Below are 14,810 nucleotides of genomic sequence, written 5' to 3'. Positions count from 1 at the left end.
GCGTGGCGAGTGAAAAAAACCCCAGATCCCGAATGCAAAGGTCATTCGGTAAAATCGTGTGCTGGGTATGATAAGCAAAACGGGCATCGGAATCATTGGCCTGTTGGACGCACAGCTGAAGACAGGTGCCCGATAACAGCTCATACTCAAATTGGATTTTGGCGCCAGATGAAACCGAACCTTGATAGTCCTCACCATAGTCGGCCGGCGTGGCGAGTGAAAAATACCCCACATCCCGAATGCAAAGGTCATTCGGTAAAATCGTGTGCTGGGTATGATAAGCAAAGCGGGCATCGGAATCATTGGCCTGTTGGACGCACAGCTGAAGACAGGTTCCCGATAACAGCTCATACTCAAATTGGATTTTGGCGCCAGATGAAACCGAACCTTGATAGTCCTCACCATAGTCGGCCGAACGCAACCGGGTAATATAATAAGCACCTCGAGCATCGATCTCCGCCAGCGTGGCGAGTGAAAAAAACCCCAGATCCCGAATGCAAAGGTCATTCGGTAAAATCGTGTGCTGGGTATGATAAGCAAAACGGGCATCGGAATCATTGGCCTGTTGGACGCACAGCTGAAGACAGGTTCCCGATAACAGCTCATACTCAAATTGGATTTTGGCGCCAGATGAAACCGAACCTTGATAGTCCTCACCATAGTCGGCCGGAAGTAAAAAACTGGTAGAGTCTAAGATCCGCAGACGGGTGAAACAAGAACGCAACCGGGTAATATAATAAGCACCTCGAGCATCGATCTCCGCCAGCGTGGCGAGTGAAAAAAACCCCAGATCCCGAATGCAAAGGTCATTCGGTAAAATCGTGTGCTGGGTATGATAAGCAAAGCGGGCATCGGAATCATTGGCCTGTTGGACGCACAGCTGAAGACAGGTCGGGCATCGGAATCATTGGCCTGTTGGACGCACAGCTGAAGACAGGTGCCCGATAACAGCTCATACTCAAATTGGATTTTGGCGCCAGATGAAACCGAACCTTGATAGTCCTCACCATAGTCGGCCGGGAGTAAAAAACTGGTAGAGTCTAAGATCCGCAGACGGGTGAAACAAGTTCCGCTGTTAATGAACGCTGCCGCTGAATGAATCCGACTTTCCGTGCCAGACGGGTCAGTTCTTCAGAGGAGAAGAGTTGACGAATCGTTTTTATCCATGCCTTCATCTTTTTTGCCATCAAAAAACAATCCTTTCCAACGATGATTTTCGTTAGAAAGGATACCATGTTTTTGGCGCTGAAAAAAGATCAAATTCTTAACTTGATGGCTATGGTCCTCCTCCCCCTCCTCTGAATCGATGGATTTTCTCTTCCGAAATAATTCACAAAAAATTTAGCACATTCTTTCAGAAAAGGGGAGAGGGCTTTCTGAAGGAATGTGCAAAAAAATGGCTCTTTTGTTCCGAAATAAAGTGATAATTTACATCAAGGCCGATTATTTTTTCCCCAAAATCCCCGGTTTAAAACTCCCCAGAAGAACCTTATTGATCCTTCTGTTTTTCTTCTTGGAGCCTCTTTTCCCGTAATCGATAGCTTTCCTCCTTTAGGTTGAAAATGATGGAATGATGTAGTAATCGATCTAACATCGCCGTCGCAAGAACTGAATCTCCCACGATTTCTCCATTCTCCAAAGCTTTTGTTGGAGATTAGGATAATCAGGACATATTCGTACCGACGGGCGATCACCTGAAATAAGTAATGTGCGCTGTTCGGGGCCAGTTTTAAGCATCCCATTTCATCCATAATGAGAACGATTGGCTTCACAAACATCAGAGTGAAGGATCATCTAAACTGTTGGAACAATTCCCGAATCAAATTCTCAAGACGCAAGTTGAAGAATAGCTGAAGCACGCCGTTATAAGCGTACGGAAGGACAAAAAGACGATTCGAAACGGGTGCTGACGCCACCAGGTAGCGGTTGACCTTGCGCATTCCATGAGAGGTGGGGAGTTCTCCATCGAACTGTTTAGACGATATCAACGGAGTGAACAAGCTCTAGTACTGACACGAATGGAAATGGTGGTAACGGGTGGTTACGCGAAAGGTGACGCAAATCACCAAGGAGTTGTGCGGGACTTCGTTTTCCAAGTTCATGGTCTCCTAGCTGTACAAGGAGCTAGATCCGATTATCCAGGACTGGAATTTCCATTCCTTGCATGAACACGTATATCCGTTTGTACTGGTGGATACCATTTATGCAAATTATACAAATGTCCAGGAGAATGGACGAGTGCACTCCAGAGCTGTTTTGATCGCCACGGGAGTGAATGAGGAGGACATCGGCAAATGTTGTTCGGTGAGGTAGCCGGTAGGGAGACTTGCCGGACTTACCTATTAATAGGTCAAGCCATCGATTCCGCGGTGTCTATCAAAGGGGAATTTACACAATAATATTTGGACTTGTAGATGATAAGGCAATCGAACATTCGGACACATGTTCGACATTCTGATTATTCTCTCAAATTGCCTCATTAAACAAACTTCATTAAAAATAATCCTTGCTCATTTGATCTCCTCCGCTCACACCTTTGATTCGATTGTAAACGTATTTTTTTCATAATGAAACAAAAATCCCGAATATCGGACTTTTTAAAGTATCTGATATTCGGGGTACATTTCGGATACATCAGCCTTTTTATTATTTAAACAGAAGCTTTTTCTCTTATATTCAACAATTTAAAGAATTCTCTCATGAATCCCGGTAAATCCGGCCAAGCATGCCCTGATACAATGTTTCCATCAACATGAAGCATTTTTTCCACATAAATAGCGCCTGCTGCTTCCACTTCTGGTCTACAAGCAGTGTAAGCCGTCATCTCTCTTCCTTTAATATATTCTCTTACAGTTGTTAAGACTAATTGTCCATGACAGATAACCCCAAGAGGTTTATTTTCTTTTAAAAAGTGAGCAGCAATTTCCTGAACTTTTGGATTCATACGAATATATTCAGGCGCACGCCCTCCTGGAATAATTAATCCATCATAGTCGGCAGGATTAATCTCATCTACTGATGCATGAGATTCGATTTTATATGCCCATTTTTCTGTAAAAGTCTCCATTTCAGGAAGAAAATCATGAACAACTGTCTGAAGCTTCTTTTTAACAGGAGAGGCAATTGTACAATTAATATTTTCTTCAATACAACGATAATAAGGATAAAACACTTCTAATGCTTCAGCAGCATCACCAGTAATAATAAGAACATTTTTACTCATCTTACATCACCTTTCCTTTTATATTATTAATTAAATTATTTGCAGACTGTTAAAATAATGAATCATTTTACCAAACCGCCTTCATGGGCATTAGGCAAATTATATCGTGTCTCTAATAATCCCCGGCAATAATGGGCATTAAACTCCATACTCAACCGTGTCAGCTTGGCGCCTTGCAAGTAATCCGAAAACTCTTCTTCAGACAATGGTTTATCTTCTGGAGTTGTTATGGCCAATATACTTGAGTGATTTAATACTTTTTTCTTCTCCAAATACTTTTCTCTTAACAACTTCCCTTCTTCGGGCAGGGGCAGTTCATTTAATTCTTGAAGAGATAAGGACGTGATCTCTTTCTTTGTCATACCCCTATTTAGAAGATACTTAATAAGTTTCTCTTGCCTTGCATAGTAAGCTTTTATATCAAATGTTTTACGCAATTCTTCGAGGTCTCCGTCAGATAAAGCGCCGAAGACTTCGCTAAATGATTTTCCTGCTGATGCTCCGTGATTAATTTCATCGGATGCACAATGATCCAGTAAATGAACTTGAACCGTTTTTACCCATTCTAACTCAGACACATATTTCCTTATATCTTCAGCCATGATGTATGCAAAGTTAGGAGAACACCAATAAGTTGGAAGACGAATGACTACTTCAACATGATTGTCTTTAATTACAACATGGTCGATAAATCCCAACTCTGTTAACGGCTGGTCCAGTTCAGGATCATACACTTTTTCAAGCATGCTATACACTTGCTTTTCTTCATCCATTAACTTCGATGCACCCCCCATTCAATGGATTATCAGTTATGCTGTTTGTCTAGATAGTTTGCAATTTTTTAACTTTTGTTTTTGCTCTTCGATATCAATGTTATACAATCTCGCTACATTTCCTGCTAAAATCTTTTTCTTAACTTCCAAATCAAATGTAACTCCAGTTTCTTCTTGTATATCTTCTGGAAGTTCAAATTCAAGAAACTTTTCAATGATCCACTTCGGTTCCCATATAGCATAATCACTTCCAAAAATGATTCGGTCTTCATCAAGCCAGTACAACAATTCACTAATAATTTGAGCAAAATAACGAGGTCGAGTATGAATTAAAGCAATGGCAACTGCCAAACCTGCATAGACATTTTTCTCTTGTGTAGCAATCCAACAAAAATCTTCTAATCTTGGAAGCCCTACGTGTTCTACAATAAAGTTAAGTTCAGGGAAACAACTTGCTGCATCATCAACATCTGCTACGTCAAATGCATCCCGATTTAAAGGAGTGATCGTTGGACCCTTATGAATATGAATATTTCTTATCCCCAGCTCTTGGCATTTTTCAAGATATCTTTTTGACCAGTCATCAGATAGTTTATAGCCCTTTGAATTACCGTACCAATCAGCTGTATATAACTTGACACCTTGCCAGTTGTATTTTTCTTTATTTTCTTCTAATTTTTCTAAACCTCGTTCACCATGTCGGGGATCGAATGTTCCATTGCAAATAAAACGATTAGGGTACTTTTTTGAAAGTTCCTCATTTGCATCAAAATTACCAAAACCATTTTTATAAAACTCTTTTAGAAGAACTGGTTGGAAAATCGCCATATCCACATATCCTTCAATAAACACATCATTCACAAGTTTTTCTGGAGAATACTTTACGAACTCATCTTTAGGCCACCAATATTCTTTCGGACTTAGATTTTTGTGATAATCATAAAAGCAACTAATAAATTGTTCTCCGTGGATATTTAATTGATTCTCCTTACTTCCATCCCATAAGGCAATGTGTGCATCAATAATAAAAATTTCTTCACCATTAGATGTTTTGATCAATTCCATTCCCCCCTCACATTAGATTAATTTTCAATTGAAAGCGGTATCATTTTTTCGGATGTCCATAGAAAAGTGTTTTTGTAGGTACGAATATTTTTAGTTTTCATTTTATTTAGAAAATTCTAATCAAATTATACTTGGTTAATCCACTATTTGAAATATATACTTAAACAAAAAACAGCAAATTTTGCCATCAATTTTTTGGGTGATGAAACAAAACTTTTTATAATCTAAAATTAAAGCACATACCCCTGTCAAGTAGACAATGAAAAAGAGTATATTATGATGCCATGGACTTTTCTCGATATTCCATCAGGGAAAGGCCGTTCAGCAATACGCATTTTCCAAATCTAATATTGTGACAGGAAGGTTGGAACAACATAAAAAAATGGGTAATTCACCATTTACTCAATCCTAGAAACATGTTAGCTGGATGAAACAGGTTCATCCGATGGGCTCCTTCTTCCGCATACGGACCACCAAGTTGGTAGAATGGAAACAGTCAAGTGCTTTCCTTGACAGGTTCCATTCTACCAACTATCATACCGATAGCGGAAGAAGTGAGAGCTTAGGCAGCCTGACTGCCTGTAGTGTTCCCTGTACACTCCAGAAATACACGCAAACGAAACCGTTCTCGATTTCGATAGCCAATGCCCGGCGTTTGATGTTTTTGATCTTGTGATTCGTTCCCTCCATTCGAGTAGCCTTTTATATAGAAGGAATCTAGCCTTTTTCAATGAGGAGAATTCCTTCTCGCTTGATCCAGGGCTTGTGTCACCTTTTGAACCACATGGTACTTATCGATCACAATCGAAGCAGATGGAAACAGAGCACGAACCGCCTTGTGATAGGGTTCCCACATGTCAAGAATCACGGTTTGCACCATTTCTTTAGACAGGACGTTTTGATTCAACAAGTTGATGGCGGAGTCACATTGGCGGTCGGCATGCAATCCCATGACCGATCCTGCTTTGGCATCCATCAATACGGTTTCATACTGATGTCCTTTTTTACCGCGGTTTCATCTAAGCTAAGCACCATCCCTTCTGGAGAAGAGGCCTCCATCGCTGCTTGGCGCTCTTTTGCTTTTTTCGATGCGATGGAGTAATAAATGCGTTCCAATGTCGTATATGGGATACGATGCTTTCAGCCTTCACAAAGTTCATACAAGTACTCGCAACATGATTGGTGTAATGTTGGTTTGGTGGAATCGATTCGAAAGAGGCAGAAAACACTTGGAAACAATTCCAGCATCGATAACGCTTCACCTCTACGAACAAGTACACCGGTTGACGGAAAATCGCTAAATCCCGTACTTTTCGTGTCCGTCTGTCATGGACAGTGGAAGTAAGAAACCCACAATGTGGACAACGTTCTTGTGTCTCTGTTTTCTCCACATGAATCGCATAACCATAGGAAAGAAGTTCTTGTTTAACAATTTGAATTCTGGCAATCCTAGTGATATAGAAAGCACTTGCGAAGCCTCCTTATGTTTGTTTCGTCGCTGACATTATTGCCAGGATTTCGTTAATGCTTTCTCTTTTTTATCACTAAATCACAAAATTTGGTGATGAACCTATTTTTTATTACTCTCTTCTCTTAATTTATTTTTGTGAAATATTCATAAATTATATTAGAAATGTTTAATGTTGAACAAGTCAACCAGCTTATTAAAGAATGTTTAATGTTGAACAAGTCAACCAGCTTATTAAAGAAAGATTTCAACTTTGCAAAATTATTCACTAATATACTCTTTTTTCGATCATAAAAAATAGAATCGCTCTATTTGGTGAAAATGAAAGCTGACTCAACATCACTCCAAGGGATGTTTTGAGTCAGCCCCTTTCCTTTATACCGCTTTATTCGCTTGTAAGTCTGCCTTTACTTCTTTTTGTGTTTTTAATTTTGGAAAGTCAAACACAATCGCGATCATGCCACAAACTCCAATTAAGAATGGGTAGAACGAATACTGCAAAATACTTAATGGTGAAATGGAAGCAACACCTGCTGCCACAAGCATTTGCGCACCATATGGGATGAGCCCCTGGAAACAGCATGAGAAAATATCCAATATGCTGGCAGATTTACGCGGATCAATGTCATATTGATCAGCAATGTTTTTTGCAAGTGGACCAGCAATTAAAATGGAGATCGTATTGTTTGCTGTTGAAAGATTTGTTAAGCTCACTAATCCCGCGATGCCGAATTGTGCTCCTTTTTTTGACTTTACATTTCTTGTTACTAATTGAAGTAAATAATCGATTCCACCGTTATGTTTAATGACTTCCACCATACCGGAAATTAAGATCGCAAGCAATGACAATTCCTGCATTCCGGCGACCCCGTCGCCGATGGCTTGAATGAGGCCCATTGCACTGTAGCTTCCATCAAGAAGGCCGATGATTCCTGCTAATAAAATACCGCCTGCTAACACGACTAGTACATTAACGCCCATTAATGCTGTTATTAATACACCAAGGTAAGGTAAAATTTTCATCCAATTAAAAGATTGATTCGTAATTTCCGCTTGCTCTCCAGCAGTAATGGCCCAGAAAAGAACGATAGTGATGATTGCCGCTGGTAAAACAATGAAAAAGTTCACCTTAAACTTTTCTTTCATTCTTGTATTTTGTGTACGAACTGCCGCAATCGTTGTATCAGAGATAAAAGATAGGTTATCTCCAAACATAGCACCGCCAATGACAGCTGCCATAGATAATGCCAAAGAAATATCGGTTTGTTCACTAATTCCGACTCCAATCGGCGCTAACGCTACAATCGTTCCCATGGACGTTCCCATCGAAATGGAGATAAAACATCCAATGACAAATAAACCGGCTATTAATAAATTTTGCGGAACAACGGAAAGAGCTAAATTAACCGTTGATTCAACAGCTCCCATTTTTTTAGTTACTTCCGAAAATGCCCCTGCTAATAAGAAAATGATGACCATTAACATGACATCGGCATTTCCAGCCCCTTTTGTGAACACTTCCACTTTCTTCGTTAAAGACTCTTTCCGATTCATCATCAACGAAATACTTGCCGCAATCAAAATTGCTACAATGACTGGAAATTTATAAAAATCGCCTGTAACCACGCCTGCACCAATGAACAACACTAAAAAGACCACAAACGGAAATAACGCAAATAGATTGCCTTTTCTTAACTCCACTCTTTCCACCTCATTTTATGTTTTTTTGAAGGAGCTTTCCACTTAGAGAAAAGGCCTCTTCTTATCTGAACATAAGAAGAGGCCTTATACGTATCTATATAAGAAACCCTTCTTATCTTTCAAGCACAATGCTTGCTGGATTTGGCACAGCACTCGAAAACGAGTCCGCTGCCGAGACTTCTTCGGGCCAGTCCCTCCGCCTCTCTAGATAAGAAGATGAGCAGTTGTATTTCGTTATATAAAACAAATAAAAGATTACAACATATTCATCTATTGTGCAATACACTTTGATAATGTCTTATTTTTAAATAATTTTAAATAAATCTTAAAATTATACTTGTGTAACATTAATAATATGCAAAAATCCCGTAGCAAAACGCCACGGGAAAAGAAATCAAAAACTCTATTCTGGTTTATAGATTCCATATTTAATAATCTTAAGATATTCATTCAGTTCCCTTATCAAAGACTCCACACCACTCATGACATCCATTTGCTTATTTTTGTATATAGCCATATACTTATTAGACAGCTGTTCGGCAATCAACATGGTCATGCGGATCGCGGTATCCACGGAAATATCCTCTCTAAGTTTTTCCGTTTGGATCAGATCTTTAATATAGACATGCTTCAGCAAAAAATCTTCCTGATAAGCTTCGTAATGTTTCTTAATAATTTCTTCCATTTCCTTCTTTACTGCCACTGGAGGATTAGTAAAGGCATCCGTAATAAACTGAGTTTCTTGGAGATACTGAACCGTTAGTTTTTGTTTCAACAGGACGATTTCTTTGATCCTTTCAAAGAAATCATCAGATTGGATTTTTTTCATTTCTTCCATTGCTAGTTCCGTCAGAAAGTCCTTCACATAATTCACTAAATAAAGGTATAAGTTTTTCTTGCTCTTAAAATAATGAAAAAGGATTCCCTTGGAAATTCCCGCCCGTCTCGTAATAACATCTGTAGAGGTCTTTTCATAACCATTCTTCACAAATTCCTCGATGGCCACTTTGATGATCAAGTCTTTTTTCTCTTTAGGCTGCTTTTCAAATGCTGAATACAATTTTAACACCTCTAATTTCATTAGACTGCAATATCTTTCTTTTTATATACCATATATGAAGCGAAGATACTAATCAAAATAACCGCAGCCATAATAAAGATATACAAAGGCTCAATCTCGTTATCATTAATAATGGAGGCAGCGTCCACATATTTAAACGGGCTTATATATTTTAGGAACTCTAAGTCTTCCGATATCCCTGCCATCACATTCATAAAGTAGGCAGCTAGGACAATCCCCAGTGAGATCGAAAGGATGTTTCTTGTTTTTTTCATCATCGACGACAACATAAACGCAATTGCACCGAACGTCAAATGAAGCAATATCGTTGCGGCGATTAATAAACTAAATGTGTCTGTCGGAACATCCGGGTCTTTTGCAAATTGAAATCCAATGATGCTTGCTACGGCTGAAACTACGTTAAAAATCAAAATATTTACCAAAACGGCCAGAAGTTTTTCTGTTACGATTCGGCTTCTTGTGACAGGCTTTGATAACAAAAATTCAATCGTTTTTTCATTTTCTTCCTTGGCCAGAATATTGGATGCAAGAATTGCCGAGTATATGCTTCCTAAAAGGGTAGTCATCATATAAATTTCTACCCCGTAAAAACCCATTAAATCTCCCATATTTAGCTCATTCATTCCAAACGCTTTTTTAATCGATTCCGGATAGGCCTCAAGCAGTTTGGTCATTTCTTTTTGCTGCTCGGCAAACTGGGGATAAATGCTTAATGTCAACAAAATAAGTCCGCTGAGTACGATGCTCCAAATGATCAATGACTTTAAATTTCGCTTCAATTCTCTTTTAAAAATCATTTTCGTTCCCTTCCTCACTTTTCATAGTAATGCATAAATACTTCTTCAAGAGTCGGTTCTTCGATTAATAGATCCTTGACCGGCAGAGTATTTAATTTATTCAGAAGCGTCTTCATATCCCCGCTGTAAAGCAGCGTCATTTCATTGCCGTTTACCTCTTTCTTCACTACTCCCTCCAGATTGAAGTCGATTGGTTCCGATTGGTCAAAAGTAATCGTGATATTTTTCAAATTGTTCTTCGTGAGATTTTCAATCGTTTCTACTTTAATAAGCTCCCCTTCCTTAATAATGGCGACCCGATCACACATTTTTTGCACTTCAGAAAGAATATGGGAGGAGAAAATGATCGTTGTTCCCTTCTCTCTTTCCTCTGCAAGAAGTTCAAAAAAGGTGTTTTGCATCAGCGGGTCGAGTCCGCCTGTCGGCTCATCCAAAATTAGAAGTTTTGGTTCATGCAAAAGCGCCTGGACAATCCCAACCTTTTTTCGGTTTCCAAATGAAAGATCCTCAATTTTTCTATTAAGATCCAAGTCAAGTCTTTCTGCCAGTTCTTTCATTCTCTTTGAATCAAATTTTTTGTAAAAGCCAGCGGAGTATTTTAATAAGTCGATCACCTTCATATCATCGTAATAATGGACTTCAGACGGCAAATAGCCCACGTTTTGTCTTATTTCTTTTGAGTGTTTGATGATATCCTTTCCGAAAATAGTCGCACTTCCGCTAGTCGGATAAATGAAATTTAAAAGTGTTCGAATGGTTGTGCTCTTGCCTGCTCCGTTCGGGCCGATAAAACCAAAAATCTCTCCTTCTTCAATCGAAAATGTAAGGTTTTTTATTCCCCTGTTTTTTTTATACGTCTTGGTCAAATGCTTGACGTCTACAACTTTCATACATTCCCTCTCCTTTGGGCGGCTTTGTGTTAATTGACTTACGAGTCAATCCAATTATAAAAAATATTGACTCACAAGTCAATGGATTTCAAAAAAGGGCTGCATGGTGCTTCCGAAGTGTTGCAAGGGTCCACCAATACCATTTGATGAACGTTCAATCGCCTCCTCCCCCTCCACTATCTCCACCGCCATCGCCGCTGAAATCGCAGTAATCGTTGTGATCATTGCTGGATGAAGTATCATGATAAAACGGCGAAAGCACTTCGCTGCCGCTTCTTTTATTTTCTCTATGTGTTTTCGTTGTATTTGACAGAAAACCGAGGAAAAAAGAGCATCGAATACGCCTAGAACAAAAAGCAGAAAAAATTTCATTCCTCTCACCTCGTTTTCTTCAAACGCTCGTCTCTAAAAAACGATGGCCAGACACGTTAACAGAAATCACAGATTCATAAGTTTAACGATTTTGTTGAATCTCTAGGTTAGATTGGCAGTAGTACGGAAGCGGCTTCTTCTTAATTATTTTCTCAGCATATATCATAAAAAAAACGATTCTGTCGTTTGACAAAATCGTTGAAACGCCGCGCTTTTGGCGGCGTTTGTATTCTTACTTTAACATATGAAACACTTGCTCAACGTCTTTATCGCCACGCCCTGAAAGATTAACGATTATAATTTGATCTTTATCCAATGTTGGTGCCAATTTTATTGCATAAGCAACCGCATGGGCACTTTCAAGCGCTGGAATAATCCCTTCCGTTTTCGACAAAAGCTGGAATGCTTCAAGAACTTCCTCATTTGTCACCGTATAATATTCGGCACGTCCGGATACTTTCAGATGGCTATGCTCAGGACCAATTCCCGGATAGTCAAGACCAGCGGCAATCGAATAAGTCGGCTGAGGATTTCCTTCTTCATCCAACAATACTAAGCATTTAAACCCATGAAGCACGGCCGGGACACCTTTGGTAAGTGTCGCCGCTTTTTCCGGCTCGACACCAATCAGGCGCACGCTTGGTTCATCAAGATAATGGGCAAACGCGCCAATCGCGTTGCTTCCGCCGCCAACGCAAGCGATGACGACATCAGGCAAACGTCCTTCTTTTTCTAAAATTTGCCGTTTGCTTTCTTCGCTTATAACAGACTGAAAATGTTTAACGATACTTGGATACGGATGAGGCCCAACCGCTGAACCAAGCAAATAGAACGTATCCTTATAGTTTTGCACAAAGTCATTCAACGCTTCATCGACGGCATCCTTTAATCTTCTCTGTCCTTTTGATACCGAAACGACTTTTGCGCCTAAAAGCTCCATGCGAAACACGTTTAATGCCTGACGCCTTGTATCTTCCTCGCCCATGTAGATGGTGCAATCAATGCCAAACATCGCGCAAGCCGTTGCAGTGGCGACACCATGCTGTCCCGCCCCGGTTTCGGCAATTATGCGTTTCGCCCCCATTCGTTTTGCAAGCAAAATCTGTCCGATGACGTTATTAATTTTATGCGAACCTGTATGGTTCAAATCTTCGCGCTTTAGATAGATTTTCGCCCCGCCTAAACGTTCAGTGAGCCGAGCCGCAAATGTAAGCGGATTTTCACGGCCGACATACTCTTTTAAATAAAACTTAAATTCATCGTTAAACGCTGGATCATCTTTGTACTTGAGAAATTGCTCCTCCAAATAATCAAGCGCTTCCTGCAACTCTGGCGGCACGAAGCTTCCGCCAAATTCTCCGAAATAACCTCTTCTTTGCTGAACTAAACTCATCACTCATCTCTCCTCTGCTTTTCAAACTTTATAATTAGGATATTTTCTTTGCCCATAAAAGTCAATGAATTTTCTGTATTTTCTTACCGATTATTTGTTTTTTGTTTCCTCCAAGCCAGCAGGACGAACACGAAAAGAAAAGCTAGGATTCCAGTCAATACAAAATCCTGCGATGAATGGAGTATCTCGATTGGCATTAGCTTTTCATGGAAAATAAGTTTTTCAACAAATTCTTCTATTAAACTAGTTTTGTAATACGTCCCTTCTTGCCTGCTTCGTTCAAAAATTTCGTCATGTTTATCACTCAATAAAGGATTGATAAAAATCAAGATTTTCCTAAAACGCCAATATACACGCTTCTTGTGGCTTTGCAATATTCCAGCCGCCAATTTGCCCGAGAAAACCAGGGCATCCTTTCAAATCGCACCATTTTTCTTGCGCGGCGGAAAACAAAGCTTTCTTCTCTTCCTCCACTTCACATCGAATCCATTTCAAAAGCATTACTTTCCCCTCTTACTCTGCGTTGATCATTTCATTTTGTCGTAAACCTCATCATATTTTTTCGCCAGTTCGAAATCGAGCTTCGTGAGTCCTTTCGCTCGCCAAGACGAAATCTTTACCGTGATTAACTTATAATCAATGGAAATGAACGGATGATGGTTTGCTTCTTCCGAAATGGCCGCAATTTGCCGCACAAATTCGATTCCTTGCAAATAGTCTTGAAAGCGATACTTTTTCGCAATCCATCGCTCCTCCACCAACTTCCAACCTTCCATCTCTTGTAAAAGAAATTGCACTTCTTCCTCTGTTAACCGCATCACCGTTTGCCTCCTTGATTTTTGTATCAAAATCGAACAACCAACATCGCATATCAGTGTAAAAATATTACCATATATACCAAAAGCCTTCTAGCAAATTTTAGTTGATTGGAGTTAAGCAATAACGAATAAGAATGCCCTTGGAATACTCAATGTGTTCTATCTGGATTTCCAAACAAACGTTTTAGAATTATCTTAAAATTATAGGTTGATTTTTTGAACAAAGTATCATAAAATTACTAGCAAATATTAATCATATTAAACATATAGGAATTAATTATTTTAAAAAACATAAATGCCGCGTTTATTCACTGCCTAAAATGTCTGTCCGTTTCTATAAAACAATGAAAGGTAGGTTAGGCGATTGAAAAATTCAGCAATCATTCAAGTGGAGAATTTGAGCAAAAGCTTTCCTAATCAAGGAAAATTAGAACCAGTGCTCCAACAAATCTCCTTTCGCATAGAAAAAGGGGAAATCATCTCCATCCTTGGCCAGAGCGGCTGCGGAAAAAGTACACTTTTAAATATTATCGGCGGTTTCGAAAAACCAGACAAAGGTCATGTCCTGTTGGATGGAAATGTAGTGGAAAGACCTAGCCGGCGATGTGTAATGTTATTCCAACATTATGGCCTCCTGCCTTGGCGTTCCGTCCTGAAAAATGTCGAGTTAGGTCTCGAAGGGATGAACTTAACCTCCGAACAACGACGAAGCCGGGCTTTCGATTATCTAAAGCTAGTTGGTTTACATGACTATGCTGAACGCTTTCCCCATGAATTGTCAGGCGGGATGCAACAACGAGTCGCGATTGCCCGCGCGCTTGCGATCCAACCAGAGGTAATATTAATGGACGAACCGTTTGCCGCACTGGACACTTTTAACCGTTATTATTTACAAGACGAACTCTTGCGTCTTCAAGATAAAGAAAAGACAACCATCATTCTTGTGACCCATGATATTGACGAAGCAGTATATTTATCAGATCGGGTGTTGATCATGAGCGCAAATCCTGGCCGAATCCATAGAGAATTAAAAATTGACACCCCAAGGCCTAGAGATCGAAGTCACAGCGACTTCCAATATTATCGAAAGATTATTCTTGAAGAATTTCATTTTCATCGTCCGACCCCTCCCATTGATTATAATATTTAACTAACTTAACCAAGGATGTATACAAACCCTTATACACGCAAAATTGCCCAAATCTTTAGATAGTATAGTCATGCAGCGC

The 14,810-nt window shown here is 39.7% G+C and carries 14 protein-coding genes, 3 pseudogenes and 1 riboswitch; of the genes and pseudogenes, 2 read left to right on the top strand and 15 right to left on the bottom strand.

The window, feature by feature from the left end; translation table 11 throughout:
• The 3 genes and pseudogenes from B9L23_RS21005 to B9L23_RS09325 form a co-directional block, all read right to left on the bottom strand.
• On the bottom strand, window positions 1–724 hold a 724-nt coding region (locus B9L23_RS21005), incomplete at its 3' end, for a transposase (RefSeq protein WP_245842343.1).
• A gap of 316 nt (window positions 725–1,040) precedes the next feature.
• The gene (locus B9L23_RS20995; RefSeq protein ID WP_245842341.1) at window positions 1,041–1,187 is read right to left on the bottom strand and encodes a hypothetical protein; all 147 of its coding nucleotides are present in this window, start codon (window positions 1,185–1,187) and stop codon (window positions 1,041–1,043) included.
• 302 nt (window positions 1,188–1,489) lie between these two features.
• Window positions 1,490–1,778 (bottom strand): annotated as a pseudogene (locus B9L23_RS09325) (ATP-binding protein); the annotation flags it as partial.
• On the opposite strand from B9L23_RS09325, the pseudogene B9L23_RS21695 reads away from it, so the two are divergent.
• A pseudogene (locus tag B9L23_RS21695) lies at window positions 1,746–2,283 on the top strand (transposase); the annotation flags it as partial. The pseudogenes B9L23_RS09325 and B9L23_RS21695 sit on opposite strands and share 33 nt — an antisense overlap.
• A 367-nt stretch (window positions 2,284–2,650) precedes the next feature.
• Here the strand turns inward: B9L23_RS21695 and B9L23_RS09310 are convergent.
• The 12 genes and pseudogenes from B9L23_RS09310 to B9L23_RS09250 form a co-directional block, all read right to left on the bottom strand.
• On the bottom strand, window positions 2,651–3,223 hold the full coding sequence (locus B9L23_RS09310; RefSeq protein WP_089097447.1) for a DJ-1/PfpI family protein: 573 nt from the start codon (window positions 3,221–3,223) through the stop codon (window positions 2,651–2,653).
• Between the two features lie 62 nt (window positions 3,224–3,285).
• Window positions 3,286–3,996, bottom strand: a complete 711-nt coding sequence (locus B9L23_RS09305; protein ID WP_089097446.1) for an iron-sulfur cluster assembly protein — start codon at window positions 3,994–3,996, stop codon at window positions 3,286–3,288.
• Window positions 3,997–4,032: 36 nt separating this feature from the next.
• Window positions 4,033–5,061, bottom strand: coding sequence for an amidohydrolase family protein (locus tag B9L23_RS09300; protein ID WP_245842339.1), 1,029 nt, complete (start codon window positions 5,059–5,061; stop codon window positions 4,033–4,035).
• 562 nt (window positions 5,062–5,623) lie between these two features.
• Window positions 5,624–6,529 (bottom strand): annotated as a pseudogene (locus tag B9L23_RS21530) (transposase).
• Window positions 6,530–6,904: 375 nt separating this feature from the next.
• Window positions 6,905–8,230 carry a Na+/H+ antiporter NhaC family protein gene (locus B9L23_RS09290; protein WP_089097445.1) on the bottom strand — a complete coding sequence of 442 codons (1,326 nt, stop codon included), beginning with the start codon at window positions 8,228–8,230 and terminating at the stop codon, window positions 6,905–6,907.
• A 109-nt stretch (window positions 8,231–8,339) separates the two neighbouring features.
• Window positions 8,340–8,445: riboswitch (SAM riboswitch) on the bottom strand.
• A gap of 188 nt (window positions 8,446–8,633) precedes the next feature.
• A complete protein-coding gene (locus B9L23_RS09285) occupies window positions 8,634–9,311 on the bottom strand; it encodes a TetR/AcrR family transcriptional regulator (RefSeq protein ID WP_015863723.1) in 678 nt (225 codons plus the stop codon).
• Window positions 9,311–10,108 carry an ABC transporter permease subunit gene (locus B9L23_RS09280; protein WP_089097444.1) on the bottom strand — a complete coding sequence of 266 codons (798 nt, stop codon included), beginning with the start codon at window positions 10,106–10,108 and terminating at the stop codon, window positions 9,311–9,313. Before B9L23_RS09280 ends, B9L23_RS09285 begins: the two co-directional genes overlap by 1 nt.
• Window positions 10,109–10,122: 14 nt before the next feature.
• A complete protein-coding gene (locus B9L23_RS09275; RefSeq protein WP_089097443.1) occupies window positions 10,123–10,998 on the bottom strand; it encodes an ABC transporter ATP-binding protein in 876 nt (291 codons plus the stop codon).
• Between the two features lie 78 nt (window positions 10,999–11,076).
• Complete coding sequence (locus B9L23_RS09270) at window positions 11,077–11,370, bottom strand: hypothetical protein (protein WP_089097442.1); 294 nt, start codon at window positions 11,368–11,370, stop codon at window positions 11,077–11,079.
• A 232-nt stretch (window positions 11,371–11,602) separates the two neighbouring features.
• Window positions 11,603–12,763, bottom strand: a complete 1,161-nt coding sequence (gene trpB, locus B9L23_RS09265; RefSeq protein WP_015863721.1) for a tryptophan synthase subunit beta — start codon at window positions 12,761–12,763, stop codon at window positions 11,603–11,605.
• A gap of 336 nt (window positions 12,764–13,099) precedes the next feature.
• Window positions 13,100–13,264, bottom strand: a complete 165-nt coding sequence (locus B9L23_RS09255) for a DUF4937 domain-containing protein (protein WP_089097440.1) — start codon at window positions 13,262–13,264, stop codon at window positions 13,100–13,102.
• A 26-nt stretch (window positions 13,265–13,290) separates the two neighbouring features.
• Complete coding sequence (locus B9L23_RS09250; RefSeq protein ID WP_089097439.1) at window positions 13,291–13,581, bottom strand: 4a-hydroxytetrahydrobiopterin dehydratase; 291 nt, start codon at window positions 13,579–13,581, stop codon at window positions 13,291–13,293.
• A 364-nt stretch (window positions 13,582–13,945) separates the two neighbouring features.
• Between B9L23_RS09250 and B9L23_RS09245 the strand changes: the two genes are divergently transcribed.
• On the top strand, window positions 13,946–14,731 hold the full coding sequence (locus B9L23_RS09245; protein ID WP_089097438.1) for an ABC transporter ATP-binding protein: 786 nt from the start codon (window positions 13,946–13,948) through the stop codon (window positions 14,729–14,731).
• Window positions 14,732–14,810: the final 79 nt, after the last annotated feature.

The organism is Parageobacillus galactosidasius, assembly GCF_002217735.1.
Lineage (GTDB): Bacteria > Bacillota > Bacilli > Bacillales > Anoxybacillaceae > Parageobacillus_B > Parageobacillus_B toebii.
The sequence above is the reverse complement of the archived record's forward strand: the minus strand, read 5'-3'. Positions and strand labels throughout refer to the sequence as shown.